General features: G+C 57.4%; 10 protein-coding genes and 1 tRNA gene. 9 read left to right on the forward strand and 2 right to left on the reverse strand.

Features of this window, described 5'->3' with window-relative positions; all coding sequences use genetic code 11:
* Positions 1-5 precede the first annotated feature (5 nt).
* Entirely contained in the window at positions 6-1,349 is a 1,344-nt protein-coding gene (locus tag ACR3EN_RS17255; protein ID WP_480820866.1) for a Na(+)-translocating NADH-quinone reductase subunit A, read from the reverse strand.
* Positions 1,350-1,634: 285 nt separating this feature from the next.
* Between ACR3EN_RS17255 and ACR3EN_RS17260 the strand changes: the two genes are divergently transcribed.
* The 4 genes from ACR3EN_RS17260 to ACR3EN_RS17275 all read left to right on the forward strand — a co-directional run bounded on the left by ACR3EN_RS17260 (position 1,635) and on the right by ACR3EN_RS17275 (position 6,238).
* Positions 1,635-2,750 (forward strand): THUMP domain-containing class I SAM-dependent RNA methyltransferase, encoded by a 1,116-nt coding sequence (locus tag ACR3EN_RS17260; protein WP_480820862.1) that lies wholly within the window; start codon positions 1,635-1,637, stop codon positions 2,748-2,750.
* A 113-nt stretch (positions 2,751-2,863) separates the two neighbouring features.
* A tRNA-Pro gene (locus tag ACR3EN_RS17265) sits at positions 2,864-2,940 on the forward strand.
* A 251-nt stretch (positions 2,941-3,191) separates the two neighbouring features.
* Positions 3,192-4,931, forward strand: coding sequence for a type I secretion system permease/ATPase (locus ACR3EN_RS17270; RefSeq protein ID WP_480820860.1), 1,740 nt, complete (start codon positions 3,192-3,194; stop codon positions 4,929-4,931).
* The gene (locus ACR3EN_RS17275) at positions 4,931-6,238 is read left to right on the forward strand and encodes an HlyD family type I secretion periplasmic adaptor subunit (RefSeq protein WP_480820858.1); all 1,308 of its coding nucleotides are present in this window, start codon (positions 4,931-4,933) and stop codon (positions 6,236-6,238) included. Before ACR3EN_RS17270 ends, ACR3EN_RS17275 begins: the two co-directional genes overlap by 1 nt.
* Before the next feature lie 4 nt (positions 6,239-6,242).
* Here ACR3EN_RS17275 and ACR3EN_RS17280 read toward each other — a convergent pair whose 3' ends face one another.
* Positions 6,243-8,288 carry a dockerin type I domain-containing protein gene (locus ACR3EN_RS17280; protein ID WP_480820856.1) on the reverse strand — a complete coding sequence of 682 codons (2,046 nt, stop codon included), beginning with the start codon at positions 8,286-8,288 and terminating at the stop codon, positions 6,243-6,245.
* Between ACR3EN_RS17280 and ACR3EN_RS17285 the strand changes: the two genes are divergently transcribed.
* From ACR3EN_RS17285 to ACR3EN_RS17305, 5 genes are all read left to right on the forward strand, one after another.
* Complete coding sequence (locus ACR3EN_RS17285) at positions 8,258-12,313, forward strand: adhesin (protein ID WP_480820854.1); 4,056 nt, start codon at positions 8,258-8,260, stop codon at positions 12,311-12,313. The genes ACR3EN_RS17280 and ACR3EN_RS17285 overlap by 31 nt on opposite strands.
* 31 nt (positions 12,314-12,344) lie before the next feature.
* Complete coding sequence (locus tag ACR3EN_RS17290) at positions 12,345-13,145, forward strand: SapC family protein (protein ID WP_480820852.1); 801 nt, start codon at positions 12,345-12,347, stop codon at positions 13,143-13,145.
* Positions 13,146-13,287: 142 nt separating this feature from the next.
* Positions 13,288-14,475 carry a TolC family protein gene (locus tag ACR3EN_RS17295; protein WP_480820850.1) on the forward strand — a complete coding sequence of 396 codons (1,188 nt, stop codon included), beginning with the start codon at positions 13,288-13,290 and terminating at the stop codon, positions 14,473-14,475.
* The gene (locus ACR3EN_RS17300; RefSeq protein ID WP_480820848.1) at positions 14,472-16,604 is read left to right on the forward strand and encodes a type I secretion system permease/ATPase; all 2,133 of its coding nucleotides are present in this window, start codon (positions 14,472-14,474) and stop codon (positions 16,602-16,604) included. The genes ACR3EN_RS17295 and ACR3EN_RS17300 overlap by 4 nt, the downstream gene beginning before the upstream one ends.
* Positions 16,588-17,898 carry an HlyD family type I secretion periplasmic adaptor subunit gene (locus ACR3EN_RS17305; protein WP_480820846.1) on the forward strand — a complete coding sequence of 437 codons (1,311 nt, stop codon included), beginning with the start codon at positions 16,588-16,590 and terminating at the stop codon, positions 17,896-17,898. Before ACR3EN_RS17300 ends, ACR3EN_RS17305 begins: the two co-directional genes overlap by 17 nt.
* The last annotated feature ends 25 nt before the right edge of the window (positions 17,899-17,923 follow it).

The raw sequence follows: 17,923 nt of genomic DNA on the forward strand, positions 1-17,923 counted from the left end.
TCGGCTTAGCCCTCCTTCTCAATCTTGGTCAGGCAGTCGCGCAGCGCCAGCCCGTATTCGTATTTCGCCGGGCAGGCAAAGCCCACAAGGCCCAGATCTTCCTCGTCCAGCTCTAGCGCCCCCAGCGCTTGTGCCGTGTCAGTGTCCATCACTAGCAGCGCGCGCAACAATTGCGTGGGTAGATAGTCCTGCGGCATCAGTTCCTCGAACACGCCGGTCGGCACCATCGCGCGGCGACCTCCGTTCAGGTTGGACGTGAACGCGTAGAGTTTCTTCGCAAAGGCTGACCCCAACACCGGCTGGGCCGCGTATTTGGACGGCATCGGACGAATCCAACCCATTGGAATCTGGTCATGATCTTCGCGAATAATGGATATCTGGCGGGCAAAGCGCCCAAGATAGGCAGTCGGGCCAGCCGCATGCTGCCCGGACAGGATTGAGCCCGAAATGATACGGGCAGTGCCGTCGACGACAATTTCATCGCGGGTCAGGTCATCTGTTGACGCGCCCATGACCGTGCGGATCAATCGCGGCTGACGTGCGCCGGGCCCGGCCAGCGCGATCACGATGTTTGGATCCAGATGACCCGTTTGCATCAGATGACCAACGGCGATCACATCCTGATAGCCTATGGTCCATACCTTTTTGTCGCCGGCCAGCGGCTCGAGGAAGTGGATGTGCGTTCCTGCCAGACCGGAAGGGTGCGGCCCGGAAAAGGCCGCTGCTTCTATACCGGGCAAATCCGCGCCGGGGATCGATGCCCCTTCTTGTTGACACACATAAGTTTTGCCGTCGGTCAGGTGCGCAATGGCGGCAAGACCCGCCACAAAGGCCTCGCTCGCGTCGGAAATGATCAACGCGGCATCGCCTGCCAATGGATCGCTATCCATCGCCGTCACGAATATCGCCGCGGGTTTGGTGCCAGGTTCAGGCATTTTCGAGTAGGGACGCGTGCGGAAAGAGGTCCAAAGCCCGGCAGCACAAAGCTTGGCAGTCACGCCCTCGGCGGTTTCAGTGTCTCCGACACCCGAGAAATCAATGCCGCGATCATTGGCGTCGGTGATCTCAATCACGACGCTCTGCAGAACCCGGCGCGCACCGCGGTTGATCGCGACGACCTTACCCGTCAACGGGGCAACCATCATCGCGTCAGGCGCATCCTTATGACAGAACAAAGGAGCGCCGCGCTGAACCTCGTCGCCCTCCTGCACCAGCATCTTGGGTTTCAGGCCAATGTAGTCCGCCCCCAGAACAGCGACCGTTGAGAACTCGGGCCCCGGCTGGATCTTTTGTTCGGGCGCGCCTTCGACCGGCAGATTCAGCCCTTTTTTCAGTTTGAAAGTTTGCATGTTGCTATGGTCTTCCAAGCCTTCTTTCCTGCGCCCCGAGATCCGGGCTATTGCTTTGCTCTGTCGGCGCCCTATCCAGAGACGCAATGCGCCGCGACGCATTCAAGACACCCGTCGCGCGCGCAGGCGCAACTTCAATTCCCGCTCCTTTAAGCAAGCAGCGCTATAAACGCAAACCTGTTACCGCTCAAAAAAGCTTACACGCAACACTTTCGTTGGAATTGCGTCAAAATGCCAGCGAATTTGCCTGTCGCACCAACCTGACATCCAGTGTAATCAACCGGCATGAACACCGATGACCAACTCGAGATTTTTCTCGTCGCCACACCCGGTCTTGAGGCACCTTTGCACGCGGAAGCGCGCGAACGGGGCTTTGCGCAAGCGCGGATCACGCCAGGCGGTGTCACCTGCAGCGGTGATTGGCGCGAAGTTTGGCGTGCAAACCTGCAGCTGCGCGGAGCCAACAAGGTTCTTGTCCGCTTGGGCAGCTTTCCTGCGGTGCATCTGGCGCAGTTGGACAAACGCGCCCGAAAGTTCCCATGGGCCCAGCATCTGCGGCCAGATGTGGCGATCAAAGTTGAAGCCAGCAGTCGAAAATCGCGTATTTATCATGCGGGTGCCGCGCGCCAGCGGGTCGAGCGAGCGATTGCGGAAACCCTTGGTGCTTCAATTTCTGCAGATGCGCCGGTCCGGGTGCTGCTGCGAATCGAAAAGGATATCTGCACGTTCTCACTCGATAGCTCGGGCGAGCCGCTGCACAAACGCGGGCACAAAGCTGCCGTCGCGAAGGCTCCGATGCGCGAGACCATGGCGGCAATGTTCCTGCGCGAATGTGGATACGACGGATCAGAGCCCGTCTTGGATCCGATGTGCGGCTCGGGCACCTTCCCGATCGAGGCGTCCGAAATCGCACTGGGTCTGCATCCGGGCCGAACCCGAGCATTCGCGTTCGAAGAACTGGCATCATTCGACCGTGACGTGTGGGCAGAGCTGAAGCGGGCGGCACCGGTACCGACACTGCAGCCTTGTTGTTTCGGGTCCGACCGAAATGCCGGGGCGGTCGAGGCTGCAAACGCAAATGCCGCACGTGCCGAAGTTGCCGACATCGCGCGCTTTCGCCAACGCGCCATGAGCGACGTCACTCCGCCCGAGGGGCCTGTCGGTCTGGTGATCGTAAACCCACCGTACGGCGCGAGGATTGGCGACGAAAAGCGTTTGCGGTCACTCTATGGAACGCTCGGCAAAGTGCTCATGAACCGCTTTTCAGGTTGGCGAATTGGTATCATCACCACCACTCCGGGCCTTGCTCGGGCCACCCGCCTCCCGTTGTTGCCGCCTGGGCCAGTCGTTGATCATGGCGGTACCAAGATCCGGTTATTCCGCACTGATCCATTGCCGTAGCACAAGTTAGAACCGACAAATTCGCTGGATTTAGGCAGAGCGAACGGCGTCTTTGGGCGTTGCAAAAACCCTCTTGCACATCCACCCCTCGGGTATAGATCACCCGCCACGGTCGGAGTGTAGCTCAGCCTGGTAGAGCACTGTCTTCGGGAGGCAGGGGTCGGAGGTTCGAATCCTCTCACTCCGACCAAAAAACGATTTCCAGAGTAATCGAGAAGCTGCCTTTTCCCGGACCCAGAATGTCTGGTGCTAACGCAAGCTCGGCGTAAATCTGCCGTCAAACCGGGCCGCATCGTTCAATCGCCGCCGAAATGCACCGGTTTCAGTGAAACGCGCGTTGTTCAGGGTTTTGGGGATAGTTATACACTAAAGCAAGACATCGGACCTGATTTAACCGCAGAATCACATGGTCCGACTATCCGCAATTGGGGACTGACTTTCGTGAGTTTGAGAAATCCGACCAGTGCAGCGCAGCGCCATGAACTGCGCGACGTTCTGGGGCAAGGCCGTAGTTTTCTGGCGCTTGCCTTTTTGTTTAGTATCTTCGTCAACCTCCTGATGCTGACCGGGCCGCTGTTTATGCTGCAGGTTTATGATCGGGTTTTGGGGTCTCGCTCGGTCGAAACTCTTTTTGCGTTGTTTTTGCTGGTTGCGCTGCTTTACGCCCTGATGGCAATGCTCGACTATGCACGTGGACGTATCGTTGCCCGGTTCGGGGCGCGGTTTCAGTCGTCTCTGGATGAGCGCGTTTTCGAAGGCACAATGCGGCGCGCGTTGTTCCCACAGTTCCGTTCGGCCCCGGCAACCGCCCTGCGCGATCTTGAAGCGATCCGGTCCTTGTGTGCGTCACCCGTCCTGCTTGCGGTCATGGACATGCCCTGGACGCCGCTGTTTATCGCAGCAATTTTTCTGTTCCACCCGCTTTTGGGTTGGCTGGCCGTAGGCGGAGGCACGCTTTTGGTCGTGATTGCACTGCTGAACCAGGCGTTGACGCATCGAAAAGTTGCCGAAGCGCAGAGCGCCTCGGCCAAGGCAAACGCGTTTTCCGAGCACGCGAGGCAGGCGGCCGAGGTCGTGCGCTCGCAGGGTATGCAGGAGGACGTCGCCCAACGTTGGATGAAACAGCGCACCGAGGCTTTGTCGCAGTCGATCTCGGCAAGCGACTGGACGGGCAGCTTCACGTCCTTGACCAAGTCTCTGCGGTTGTTCCTGCAATCTGCGATGCTGGCGCTTGGGGCATTGCTTGTTTTGCGCAATGAGATGACACCTGGCGCGATGATTGCGGGCACGATCCTTCTGGGTCGCGCGCTTGCCCCGGTTGAGATGGCGGTTGGACAGTGGTCGATGGTCGAGCGCGCGCGTACCGCATGGATCAATCTCAACAAGTTTCTGGACGCTACACCACCCGAAACAGCACGCACCAAATTGCCGGTGCCCAAGGCTCATTTGGTGGCGAAGAGCCTGACGGTCATACCGCCGGGGTCCAAGACCCCCACTTTGCGCAACGCGGCGCTGAATCTGGAGCCTGGCAAGGCATTGGGTGTGATCGGCAAAAGCGGCTCAGGGAAGACGACGCTTGCGAAGGCCTTGTTGGGCTTGTGGTCGCCTGCGGCGGGCGAGATCCGCTTGGCATCGGCCACTCTCGACCAATATGATCCTGACGATCTGGGGCGTCACATCGGGTATTTGCCCCAGGAAGTCACGCTGTTTAATGGCACGGTTGCCGAGAATATTGCGCGGATGTCGCAAACGCCTGACCCCGAAGCGGTCGTCGCCGCGGCCAAAACCGCGAACGCACACGAGCTTATTCTGAGTCTCGAGAAAGGTTATGATACCTTTTTGGAGGGCAATGACAGTCAGCTTTCAGGTGGCCAGAAACAACGGATCGCACTTGCGCGTGCACTCTATGGCAGCCCGGTGTTGCTGATTCTGGATGAACCCAATTCGGCCCTCGATGCAGATGGAACGCTGGCGCTCAACACGGCGGTTCGCGAGTTCAAAGCCGCTGGAAAGTCCGTCATCATCATGACGCACAGGCCGCAGGCTATTTCGGAATGTGATGATCTGGTCGTGGTTGAACGGGGCCAGATTGTGAAAGCGGGCAAGCGAGACGAGGTTCTCAGCACCATGGTGCAAAATGCCAATGTCATCAAACGGCATCTCAACAAGGTGGGTGAGTGATGTTCAAGAAGGGTAAACGCGCCGCATGGAGCATTACAGTACCGGCGCTGGTGGGCTTGTCGGCATTGGCAATTCTTGTTCTGGGACTGGGAGTTTGGAGCATCCGGACAGAGCTGGCGGGTGCGATCATTTCTCAGGGGGTGATTGAAGTACAGAACAACCGGCAAGTGATCGAGCATCCAGATGGTGGTGTTGTGGGTGAGATTTTCGTTCGCGATGGCGACGACGTAACACGCGGACAGTTGCTGTTGCGGCTGGATGATACGTTCCTTGCGTCTGAAAAGACGATTGTGGAATCGCAACTATTTGAGCTTCTGGCCCGCAAAACGCGGCTGGAAGCAGAGCGGGATGGCGCAGATGCTGCTGAGTTAGAGAAGCGTCTTCAGGACCTGCGCTTGGAAGAGCAGATCGCCGATGATCTGTTGGCTGGTCAGCAGCGCCTGTTTGACGCGCGTCTGGACACGCTGACGCAGCAGGTCGAGCAACTTGGCAAACAAAAAAGTCAGATCGAAGATGAGATTAAGGGTATCGAAGCACAGCTGACGGCGCTGCGGACTCAGGTTGATCTGATAACGCAGGAACTGAAGGATCAGGAAGGGCTGTTGCAACGCGGGCTGACGCAAGCCAGCCGGGTCTCGGCCCTCCAGCGGGAGGAGGCTGATCTGAATGGCCAGATCGGTCGGCTGGAATCCACAATCGCGCGCCTGAATGGCCAGATATCCACGACCGAAATCCAGATTGTTCAGCTGAATGCGACCCGCCGCGAAGAGGCCATTGCCGAACTGCGCGATGTCCAGTCGCGGGTCGTTGAGTTGGCCGAACGGCGTTTGTCGCTGAAAGAGCGGCTCTCACGTCTCGATATCCGAGCGCCCGTAGCTGGCAGCGTCTACGATAGTCAGGTCTTTGCCATCCAATCTGTCATACAGCCTGCCGAGCCCATGATGTACGTGGTTCCGAAAGATACACCATTGCTGGTGGCGGCACGTGTTGATGCTCTGCATGTTGACCAATTGCACAGAGGACAGGAGGTCGCGCTGCGCTTCCCTGCATTCAACCAGCGCGAAACGCCGGAGCTTGATGGGCATGTCATCAACGTTTCGGCCGATACGTTCACGGACGAGACCACAGGCTTTACGTTCTATCGTGCCGAGGTCGAGCCCGATGAAGGACAACTTGAGCGTCTGAACGGTCAGGAGTTGCTTCCGGGCATGCCGGTCGAGGCGATGATCAAAACTGATGAGCGCACACCGCTATCCTATCTGGTCAAACCGTTGGCGGATTACTTCTATCGTGCGTTCAGAGAATAGTGGGTCAGGCAGGCTCGATGTTGCCCAGTAGAATGGATGTCATGTCGACAGAGAAGTCTCCGTCAATAATCGTGATGTCTGCGCCAGTTTCATAGCTGACAGCATTTCGGGTGATCCCGGACATATCCGCATTTGCGTCTAAAAACACCCATTTTGCCTCATGCGGTGTGGGCAGCCCCACAGCGTTTTGAAGGATCGCCAACGCATCCAGCGCTGTGACAGCCCCGTCTTGCGTAATATCTGCCGCGATCAGGTTTTCTGGTGTGGCGCCCCCCCAGGTCGGATCCAGGCCGACGGCGATGCGCAGGACCTGAAGCGCATCCAGCGCGGTGACCTCGGTGCTCGCGTTTGAGTAGGTTTTTACAATATCCAGATGACCCGAAAACGATCCATCTGGCACGTCTAGGTCAAACAATCCCAGACCATCCGCCTGCGCTGCGATCGTGGCCCCTCCATCTGGTGTAAAGCGGATTTCGGCATCACTCAAAGCGGTATTCGCGGTGCCAGTGCCAATCGTGATCGGTCCCGTGACGCCGTCAGATGCGTTATTGTCAGGGCCCGCGCCAAGATCGGTTGGGATGTGATCTGCGCCGCCGAACCCGACCCCAAAGATATCTGCACTGCTCAACGGTGTGCCCTGCGCCGAGGTGACCTCGATGGTTTCGTCCCGGTAAGCAATGTGTGCACCCTGTGCCGTTGTCGAAAAGTCGAGCTGCGCGGGGGTGCGTAGAAATGGAAAGTCGGACAGGTCAAGCCGATCAATTCCCGCCTCGAAGTCCGTAATTGTGGTGGCACCACTGCTTTCGCGCAGCACAAAGACGTCAGCACCCGCTCCGCCAGTCATGGTTGTCGCGCTTGTGCCCGTAATCAGGATGTCGTCCCCTGCCCCGCCGAACAGCTGGCTGTCCAGAATACCCCCTTTCAGCATGTCGTCGCCTGACGTGCCGCTGACCACACCAAAGCCCTTTGCCACGACCCCGAGGTCGGCAACCGAAACGCCAAGTTGCGTCAGACCCGCATCCTGTTGTGAGGCGGCAAATATCTGCAACTTATCGCCGATATGTGCCACGCTCAGCTTCTCGACATTTTGCAGCCCGCTTGCCGTTGTATCTTCGAAGCTATCCATATGAATGAGCTGTCCATCCGGTGTCATCGTGAACAGGGTGACACCGTCATCAGCACCCCCGGCGATGACAAAAACCCGCCCGCCAACCTCTATGAGCGAAATATCCTGCACCGATTGGAACCGCGTGTGCAGCGTGTCCAGAACATGATCGGTTGCGCGCAACGCTCCATCGCTCGTGACCGTCATGACGCTCAGGGAATTGCTGTCTGCGCCCGCGACGACCGCCCAAGATTTTCCATACGCTGCTACGGTTTCGATATCGGTCGGTGCTCCGATCCCCAGCGTTTGCAGGTTGGTCGCCCCATCGGTCAGGGTCAAAGCGCCGGTGTCCTTATCCAGCGCAAAGCTGCTGATCGTGCTGCTTGCGGTATCAGCTGTAAGTACGTATCGGTTGCCGCCCGAATTGATTGCCTGCATCGCGTCGGCGCGCCCTGCGGTCAGGTTCGTTAAGCTTAAAGAACCGTCCGCGGCGACCAGGTAAGTGCCCAGCATGTCCGTGTCCGTATGAGCAACGGTCAGAAAATGGTTATCCCCGATTGCAGATTGCGCAATGGAAGAGATGCCGCCGCCACCTGAAAGCCCGTTTGTTTCCTGCAATGTCCCGATGGTGCCGTCAGTGTTCAGATCATAGCCAACCAAGCCGTCGGCGGTGTCCACATCCAGCACTAACCGTATCTCGGCACCAAGGGTCGCAATAACGCCGCTGCGTCCGACCTGCTGCGCGATCGAGGGCTCAAAATAGTGCTGATCCTGTAGAACCGGGGCACCACCTTCTGTCAGTCGCCACGAGACGACACCGCCCTGCAATCCGGTCGTGCTGTAGAGATACGTTTCCCCGTTAAACGTTTTTAAAGCCAGATCACCGATACCTGAATCGAGCGCTGCGGTCCCCGTTGCAACCACTCTGTCGAACTGAAGCATCATCGTTATTTGCCCTCAATGCCAGCATTGGCACTGCGATCAAAATGACCCGAAGCACCGGTTCAAAACCAGAACAGGAATGTGGTGAAAACAAGGACTTCAGTTTCAGTTTTATGCAAGTTTTCCGGGTCATCCGGAATTCAAAGAACCATGGCGGGTTGCCATCTGTCGCCCGACAGAACCGGACCATCGATTGTGAGGGTAAGATGACCAAAGAGACCGATTCGACCGACTTCCAAACCTCTCGGGTGCGTCGCAGTAAGGCGCTGGCGTGGATTGAGAAGAAGCTCAAGCGGAGTGCCGGGCGCGGAGTGCTAGGGGGGCTTGGTACGGCGCTGATGGCGTTGCCCGCACTCGCCGAAGCAACAGATGACATGCTCGCGTCGTTTCAGTTCGCAGAGGCCATTGCAGGTGTCAGATCGGTCGCACTGCTGCCAAATGGCGATGTGCAACTGAAGATGACGGACGGGCGAACCGTTATCGTAGATGCCCAGAACGTTCAGGTGCTCGAGAACGGTTCGATCATGATCGACGATCAAGCTGCTATGGAGATTGCGCAGTTTGCTGCCGCCGAAATAGCAGCTGTTGGTGCAGCAGGCGGCGGGATCAGCGGGGCCGGCCTCGCGTTGGGCGGTCTCGGTCTTGCCGGTGCGGCTGCCGCTGCCGGAGGGGGTGGCGGCGGCGGAGGCGACGATGAGGATGATGATTCTGACACACCTTCGAGCCCGCGTCCCCCAAGCCTCAATCTCGCTGAATTGCAGTCAAATGCACTGAACAACAACAGTACAAAGATCGCCACTCCGGATGACACCGCGTCCGTAGAGGTGATAATCGGTTCGCTAACCAAAACAGCCATCCCCGCGGCAGACGGCAGTTGGAGCGTGTCGCTGACCCAGGCAGAGGCACAGGGTTTGGCGCAAGGGGTCACGGATGTAACCGTCCGTCACCTGGACGTTGCTGGAACCGAGTTGTCGAGCGGCACCGCACGGTTCGACGTGGACACCGTGCCACCAACGCTGTCGATTGATGCATTTTCACATGGCGCGGTTCTGAATGCGGCAGAACAAGAGACGGACCTGGCCATCTCTGGTGCCACCACCGCCGAAGACGGGCAACTTGTAACAGTCTCGGTGAATGGTCAGGACTATTTGGGTACGGTCGCGAATGGCGGTTGGAGCGTTTCGGTGCCGGCCGCTGATCTGGCCGGCCTTTCAGATGCATCGACCATATCGGTGACGGCCAATGTCTCTGACCGCGCGGGAAATCCGGCTTCTGAGGCAAACGGCAGTTTTGTCACCGATTTCGATGCACCTACACTGACGCTGGATCCTGTTGCAGGAGGTTCGATTGATCTGATTGATGTCAGTAGCGATTTGATCCTAACGGGTGCGTCAAACGCTGAAGACGGTCAACTTGTGACGGTAAGTTTCAATGGCGAAAGCTATTATGGCGCTGTATCTGGTGGCCTCTGGAGCGTGACAATTCCAAACGCGGATCTGGGCGACCTAACGACAGGTACACCGGTATCGATCTCGGCCGATGTCAGCGACAGCGCTGGAAATCCGGCATCTCAGGTCTTGGCGTCAGTGCCGGTTGACCTCACGGGGCCGTCCATTGCCATCGATCCACTAACCGTCGGAGGCGTATTGAACGCGTCGGAGATGGGTGGTGATCTCGTGGTCAATGGTACTGTCGGAAATGTCCCGGATGGTCAAACAGTCACCGTCACGTTGGACGGGCAGACTTATACCGGAACCGTGTCTGGCGGCACGTGGTCCGTAACTATCCCCAGCGCCGATCTTGGTGATTTGTCAGAGGGCGGAACCTTCGCAGTCGCTGCCGATGTCAGCGACGCTGATGGCTTGAACGCACCACAGGCCGAAGTCGCGCTGAGTAAGGATACGGTGTCACCCACGATCAGCATCGATACGTTTTCCGCGGGTGCCGTGATGAATGCCAGTGAGCGAGGCTCGGATCTTGTAATCACAGGCACGACCTCAGCCGAGGATGGCCAAGTCGTGACACTAACATTTGAGGGGCAACCCTACTCGGCGACGGTATCGGGTGGAGCTTGGAACGTTACGATCCCAGCCGCAGACCTGGTCACGCTGTCGGATGGCGCGACGATAAATGTTACGGCAACAGTCGCGGACGTGGCGGGCAACACCGCGCTTCCCGCGGTTGATGGTTTTGACACGGATTTTTCGGCACCTTCACTTTCTATCTCGGCGCTTTCCTCGGGCTCTGTGCTGAACACTGCAGAACAGGCGACTGGCTTAACGGTTTCGGGCACTTCGGATACCGTTGATGGCTCTCAGGTTTCGCTCGAAATCCGTCGTCCGGATGGTTCGGTCGAGTTCAGCGGTACCGCAACCGTGAATAGCAACACCTGGAGCTTTGTTGTCCCAGCGAACGACCTGAGCGGTCTGGAGGACGGTGAGACTTATCAGGTTCATGCCACTGTCACAGATGCGGCTGGCAACAGTGCTGATGCAAACACCAGTTTTGATACAGATCTGAGCGCGCCGTCGCTCTCGATTGATGCGCTACCCGTTGGAAGCGTTCTTGATATAGTGGAGCAAGGCGCGGACCTACGGGTCTCGGGCACGACCAACGCAGAAGACGGTCTAATGGTCACCGTCGGCCTGAATGGTCAAAACTATTCTGCCACTGTCGCCAATGGTACTTGGGTGGCTACTATACCAACTGCCGACTTGGCAGCCTTGGCGGATGTGACGGACTTCCCGGTGACCGCGTCAGTCGCGGATGCCGCCGGTAACGCTGCAGCAGATTCAACAACACTAACAACTGATTTTCGCCCGATACTGACTATTTCAAGTGTTGGAAACAACGATGCTGTCGCGTTAACTGATTTACAGAGTGGCGGGGTCACCGTCAGCGGCCATTCCGTTGGTTTGAGCGCAGGCCAAGCTGTAGATATCACGCTGAACGGTGCATTGGTCGGAAATGCAACCGTAACTGCCGATGGCAGCTGGTCGCTGAACGTCCCAGCCTCGGAGTTTTTGGCAGCTGAGGCTGGTGAAAGCCTGGATTTTGAAGCGCAGGCTTCGGTGGGTTCTGGGCAGAATCCAATGCCGGCGACGGAACAAGCCATCGTACATGTGCCGGCCGCATACACGATATCCGCGGCGGGGCGCAGCGGATCGACGTTGACTTTCGAGGTGTATGCTGACCCCGATCGCGACGTTTCAGGCGGACTGGGATTTACCGCCGAACTGGGTTTTGACCCTTCCGTCGCCACATACGACGTCAACTCGGAAGTCGAGAATGATGATTTTAGCTTTTTCTTATCGAATCCTCAGAGCGCATCCGCAATCAGTTTCGCCGGCGCAGCAACCAGCTTTGGTGACCTGACGCAGCCCATCATCACTTTCACGATGACCGTGCAGGACCCGTCGCAACCGATCATCTTGTCATTGGTCACGCCGGATGGCGGCCCGTCCCAATTGCATCTTGGAACTGATGGCGCAGACACGCTCACCGATAGCAGTCTTGATGACAGCATAAGAGGTGGCGCAGGGGACGACGCTATCGATCTGTCAGGCGCGGGCCGTGATGTCGTGATCTTTGAGTCAGATCCAACAGCCAATGGAACTGATACGATCACCGGTTTTAACCTGGGGTCCGCATCCGCAATCGCTGATGCATTCATGTTCTCAGGGCTCAACCCCGCAAATCTGCGTGGGGCTGGTACGGGTGTCGAAGCCCTGAACCAAGGCGACGTTATCGGGCAAAACACAGGATTTATCGGATTGCAGACCACGCTTTCGGATCTCGACACCGGCACGATTGCGACTGCGGCGGAAGCCCTGCTCGGAGCACAGGCTGGCGACGAAGTCTATATGCTCGCAACGGATGGTGCTGACAGTCTTCTGGTCAAAATCGACTACACCGCTTCCAACGATGCGACCGTTGAATCATTGGCACAATTTGAGGGCCTCTCCGACCTGAGCGGGTTTGATGCAGACAATATCCTGCTGACCGACCCAACCGGCGCAAGCGCTTGATCGCTACCCAACCCATACGGATGAGCAAATCATGACACCTAATGGCTTCGTCCCCGTCACGTCGAAACGGCATCACAATCGGTATTGGCGACGCTTCGCATCGTATGAATTTGCAGCCAAATGGACCGCCTGCGCAGTCGTATGCAGCGAGATAACCGAAGTGGCTGCCGTATTCCCCATTCTGTTTCAGCAAACGGAGCGCGGTGTCGAACCTGTGGCTTTGCTTTCTATGTCTACACAACTTTGTTCACCCCTTGTCGCCGCGGATGGGCGATGGTTGGCGCGCTACATTCCCTCGGCTCTTAGGGGTTTTCCCTTCAAGGCTGAGCGTGTGAACGACAAACAGTATCGTCTCTTGGTGCATGAGGGTTCTGGATCGGTCACAAGTGACCCCAACGACATACCTTTCTTCATAAATCACACCGATCTGTCGCCTGAATTGCATGACTTGCTAGCTTTTCTCCGCGCACGTGAAGCCGCCGCGGATGAAACCAGAGAGATATGCGCTCAGATGCAATCTCTCGGCCTGTTTGCGGAGTTTTCGATTGAAGATAACTCCATTTCACCACCAAACCTTCTGATGATCGACCCGGATAAGCTCGGCGATTGTTTTGACGGGCCGCACAAAGCAGCCATCCCCAATCGTGCGCTGAAGCTGATCCATGCCCATCAGATTTCGCTTTCGCACTGTGACTGGTTGTCAGGCCTCCAGCGCCAACAACAGGTACGTACCCTTGAAGCCTCTGGAGAATTGAGGGGCTTCATTTCTGCAATTGGACAGCAACTCAGGTGTTCGCAACAGGTCGATCAGGTGACATATGCGTTGGGATAAGTTCGGCTTCAGGTACATCAGCCTAATGGCTTTCCTATTCGTCGCTGCGGCTTGCACCCAGCCGCCTGACTTGGCGCCGGTTTCCAGATCATTCAGCGACGGATCGGTCGGCGCTGGCGCACGGACGCCGTCGACTGTTCTGATGCAAAGTGATTTCGGAAAACGCGTTCGCCGCGCTGTACAAAACAACCCCATACAGTCGCAAAGCGCATCGCTCCGAAGTATCGCAGAAGCTGATAGGGACGCCGCCCGTGGGGAATTTCTGCCGCAGGTGTCCCTGGGATTGAACGCGCGAACCGAGCACAATCGTAGTGGAACCGACGACTTCACTCCCTATCTTCGCGTATCGCAACTTATCTACGACGGAGGTGTTGCTACCAATTCCTTGGCAGCCGCGCAGGCACGTGTGTTGGAAAGCTTGGGAGATCAACTGCAAACCACGTCTGCCACCGCCATGGCCGCGATCGAAGTCTATGTTGCGCTGGCCGATCAACGCAAAATCCAGGAGATCGCGCGGCAAAACGTGGAGGTACATGAAGAAGTAGAGCAGCAGATTTTCGATCGCCTGCAAACCGGTGTCGGATCGCAGGCGGATGTCTTGATGGCGAGGTCACGTGCGGCCGACGCCCGCACACGGCTTGCCGAAGCCAAATCCAGAACGGACCGCGCAGAGGCTCGGTTCCGCGAGGTTTTTGGGGCGCCCGCCGGGACGCTTGAGCCTGCCGTACCCGCCCCACAGCTTGGCCTCAGCGATGCGCAGATTGTAATGGACAGCCCGTCGGTACGGCGCGTGGACGCAGCTTTGGTTGCTGCACGCGCTGACTGGGCGGCCGCTCAAGCAAGACGCAAGCCGGATGTCAGGCTTGCAGCCTTTGCCAATCATGATGATTTTGATGATACCGATTTCGGCCTCGATGTTTCGGTCAACTATGAGCTCGACAGTACGGGTCAACGCCGCGCTGCCATCACTGCGGCACAGGGAAGAGTCACACAGATCGAGGCGGAGCGAGAAACCCTGATCCGCGAAGTTGGGCGCGAGTTGGCCTTCATTCGGTCCGATCAAAAGGCCGGTGCCGATCGGTTACGCGAGGCACGGCTCGCCGCGCAAATCAGCGCTGAGAGCGTCGCTGCTGCGCGCGCTCAGTACACCATTGGGCGTCGGAGCCTGATCGAAATTCTGGATGCACAGCGCGATTATGTGAATGCGCAGGAACGGCTGATCTTCGCAGAGCAGAGTTTTTTCCTGACCAACTACGCAGTGCTGAGTCTTACGGGAGACATTCTGGATCTTCTCGATCTTGGCCTCGCAGGACGGAGCGCGCTACCATGAGCGATCAGACAAGACCTTTTCGAGGGTTGGAAGCCTGCCTTCTGAACGTCGCCGCGACGCTTGAATGCACGATGACGACTGCAAATCTGGACGCAATCCGATCCGGCACTGAGGGTTACCTGACAATTCCCGATGCCATCTTAGCCGCGCGCCAGGCGGGATTGCAGGTCGGTTTTGGAAAAATGCAGCTTCGCCGTTTCGACGCGACCCTCTGCCCCGCCATACTGTTGCTCGAAGATAATCGTACGGTGGTCTATCATGGGCGTTCGGATAGCGGAGGCATCCTGATTTTTGACCCGGACTTGGGCGATGGCGTCGGCGAAGTTGCCCAGCACGCCGTTGCCGAGACCTACTCGGGCTATGCAATTCTTTTGCGTCGTGAGCACACAGGCAGCCAGACGTCCGACGATGCAATCGAAGGCAAACACTGGTTCTGGTCGGCCCTTTCTGCAAGTCGCTGGACTTACGCACAAGTCGGGATGGCGGCGGCACTTGCGAACATTCTGGGGCTGTCTACATCTGTGTTCATCATGGTCGTCTATGACCGGGTCTTGCCAAGCGAGGCAACGGCTTCGCTGGTGGCGTTGACCTGCGGGGTGGGGCTGGCATTGTTTTTCGACTTTGCGTTGAAGCTCTTACGCGCAGGCTTCATCGATCGCGCCGGGGAACGGGCCGACTTGCTTATGGGGTGCAGGATTTTTGACCAGTTGATGAATATGCGGTTGGCCGATCGCTCGGGATCAACTGGCGCCACCAGCAGCACGGTACGTGAGTTCGAAACGCTGCGGGAGTTTTTTACGTCAGCAACCTTGGTGGCGCTCGTCGACCTGCCGTTTATTGCGGTTTTCATTTTCACCATATACTTAGTCGGCGGTCCGTTAGCCGCGATCCCGGCTTTGGCTATCCCGATCGTGTTGCTGACAGGGTTGGCGATACAGCCTTTTTTGTCGAGGCTCACGCGGCAGAGTTTCTCTGATGGCCAATCGAAACAAGCTGTTCTTGTCGAGGCTCTGACCGGTCTTGAAACCATCAAAACCACTGCGGCATCGCGACAGATGAAATCCCGCTGGCAAGATGCGCTGAAGCGACAATCAAACCATGGATCGCGGAGTCGCGCGATCACTCAATTCGCGCTGAACCTGACCGGGTTCACGCAACAGGCGGCGCAAGTTTTGGTGGTATTTTTTGGTGTGTTCCTGATCGCTGATGGTCAGACAAGTATGGGCGCACTTGTCGCATCCGTCATGTTGACGGGGCGTGCTCTCGCGCCGCTGGGACAACTCGCGCAAACGCTGACACGGGTAAATCAGGCCCGTACTGCATACCGGAATCTTGATGCGTTGATGCGGTCTGAAAGCGAACGGCCAGATGGCAGGAATTGGATCAGCCGGACCAAGTTCAAAGGCCACATCCGTTTCAATAATGTCTATTTTGCATATCCCGACCAAACGGAAGACGCGTTGAAGGGCGTATCTTTCACGATCGAGGCGGGTGAAAAGGTCGCCATTCTCGGGCAGGTCGGCTCGGGCAAAAGCACGATTACGCGATTGATGCTAGGCCTTTATCAGCCGCGGGTAGGCTCAGTGATGCTGGATGGGTTGGATATCCGTCAAATTGATCCCGGCGATCTGCGGCGAAACATTGGGGCGGTCTTGCAGGATGTCTGGCTATTTTCGGGCTCGTTGCGGGACAACATTGCCAGCGGCAGCATCCATGCGCGCGACGAGGATTTGATCCGTGCGGGAAAGTTGGCAGGCGTAGAGGATTTCGTGTCCCGACACTCCAGAGGGTACGATCTGCAAGTGACAGAACGCGGCGAAGGATTGTCAGGCGGGCAGCGACAGGCCACCGCACTTGCCCGTGCGCTTGTCGGGCGTCCGCCCGTACTGCTGCTGGATGAACCCACAAGTGCGATGGACGTCAAATCCGAGGCTGGAATCATCCGGCGTCTGAAGGCTGCAACTCAGCAAGAAACGATGATCGTTGTTACCCATCGCCCCAGCTTGCTGGAACTCGTCGATAGGGTGATCGTAATCGAAAATGGGCAGGTCGGTATGGATGGGCCAAAGAGCATTCTGACCCAGCATATCAGCAAAACCGGGAGACACCTGAATGTCGCGGTATCCTGATCTTGAGCAAATTGCACGCGAGATGCAGGGAAGATCTTCCTTACGCGGGTCGCTTCTCTTGGTGTTGATTCTGCTGTGTATGGTCAGCGCCATCTCGTGGGCCTATTTCACCGAACTGGACGATGTTGTTCGGGCGGACGGTCGGATCGTGCCTTCCAGCGACGTGCAGGTGATTGAAGCAACTGAATCCGGTGTGATGCACGCATTGCATGTTCAAGAAGGCGTCGTCGTGGAGGCGGGCACCCTGTTGATGGAACTCGACACCAATCAGATCAATCGTGAGCTGAGCCAAGAACAACAGCGGGCTTACGGTTTGATGGCGCGTGCGCAACGGCTTCAGGCTGAGATCGATGGAACTGCTCTTGAGTTTGATTCAATACTGCTAAGCGGTGCACCGGGTGTGGTTCGTTCGGAAACCGCGTTGTATCAGGGGCGACAAGCCGAGCTCGAAGCTGAAATCGCAATCCTGCACCGACAACGCGAGCAAAGGCAGCGAGAATATGAAGAGGGTCTGGTTGATCAGATCACAGCGGTGGAAACCCTGGCTGTCCTCGCCGAGGAGCGATCTATGATAGCCCCCCTTGTCGAGCAGCGCATGGAACCGGTTACCACCCTGCTCGCTTTGCGCCGCAGCGAAGCTGAATGGAAAGGCCGCAAAGTTCGGGCCGAAGCAGTGATTGGTAGACTGAAGACCAGTCTTGATGAAATGGATGATAAGGTGAAAGCTGCGCGCAACCGCTTCCGAAGCGCTGCTTTGACTGATCTGGCGCTGGTCACCGCAGAGCTTGCCGCGTTACAACCAGCGTTGCCCGCCTTGCGCGACCGCGTCGCACGCGCGCAGATACGCGCTCCGGTCCGTGGCATCGTGAACCGCATTCATCGTACCACGATAGGTGGGCTGGCAAGAGGCGGCGAAGAACTGATCGAGCTTGTGCCGCTGGACGAGCGTTTATTGGTAGAGGCGTATGTCAAGCCAGGTGATATCGCTTTTTTGCACCCGGGTCAGCCGGTAAAAATCAAGATTACCGCGTATGATTTTTCGCGCTACGGTGGCCTGAACGGCGAGATTGTGCGCATCGGGGCAGATACGATCACCCGATCAGAACGCAACGAGGAAGAAGTATTCGTTGTTGAGATTGAAACCATGGACACCATGCTCGATGCCGGAGGTGTCGCGGTCGAAATCATCCCCGGTATGGTTGCCGAAGTTGATATCCTGTCAGGCAAGAAATCGGTGCTGGACTATCTGATCCGACCCGTCCTCAAAGTGAAAGAGCAAGCTCTGCGTGAGTAGGCTGAAGGCGCAGCGGATCTACAAC

Source organism: Ruegeria sp. G7 (assembly GCF_056535465.1).

Coding starts and splice junctions, on each gene's coding strand:
- ACR3EN_RS17255 (WP_480820866.1), bottom strand. CDS start 1,349: ATGCAAACTTTCAAACTGAAAAAAGGGCTGAATCTGCCGGTCGAAGGC.
- ACR3EN_RS17260 (WP_480820862.1), top strand. CDS start 1,635: ATGAACACCGATGACCAACTCGAGATTTTTCTCGTCGCCACACCCGGT.
- ACR3EN_RS17275 (WP_480820858.1), top strand. CDS start 4,931: ATGTTCAAGAAGGGTAAACGCGCCGCATGGAGCATTACAGTACCGGCG.
- ACR3EN_RS17280 (WP_480820856.1), bottom strand. CDS start 8,288: ATGATGCTTCAGTTCGACAGAGTGGTTGCAACGGGGACCGCAGCGCTC.
- ACR3EN_RS17290 (WP_480820852.1), top strand. CDS start 12,345: ATGACACCTAATGGCTTCGTCCCCGTCACGTCGAAACGGCATCACAAT.
- ACR3EN_RS17295 (WP_480820850.1), top strand. CDS start 13,288: ATGCAAAGTGATTTCGGAAAACGCGTTCGCCGCGCTGTACAAAACAAC.
- ACR3EN_RS17300 (WP_480820848.1), top strand. CDS start 14,472: ATGAGCGATCAGACAAGACCTTTTCGAGGGTTGGAAGCCTGCCTTCTG.
- ACR3EN_RS17305 (WP_480820846.1), top strand. CDS start 16,588: ATGTCGCGGTATCCTGATCTTGAGCAAATTGCACGCGAGATGCAGGGA.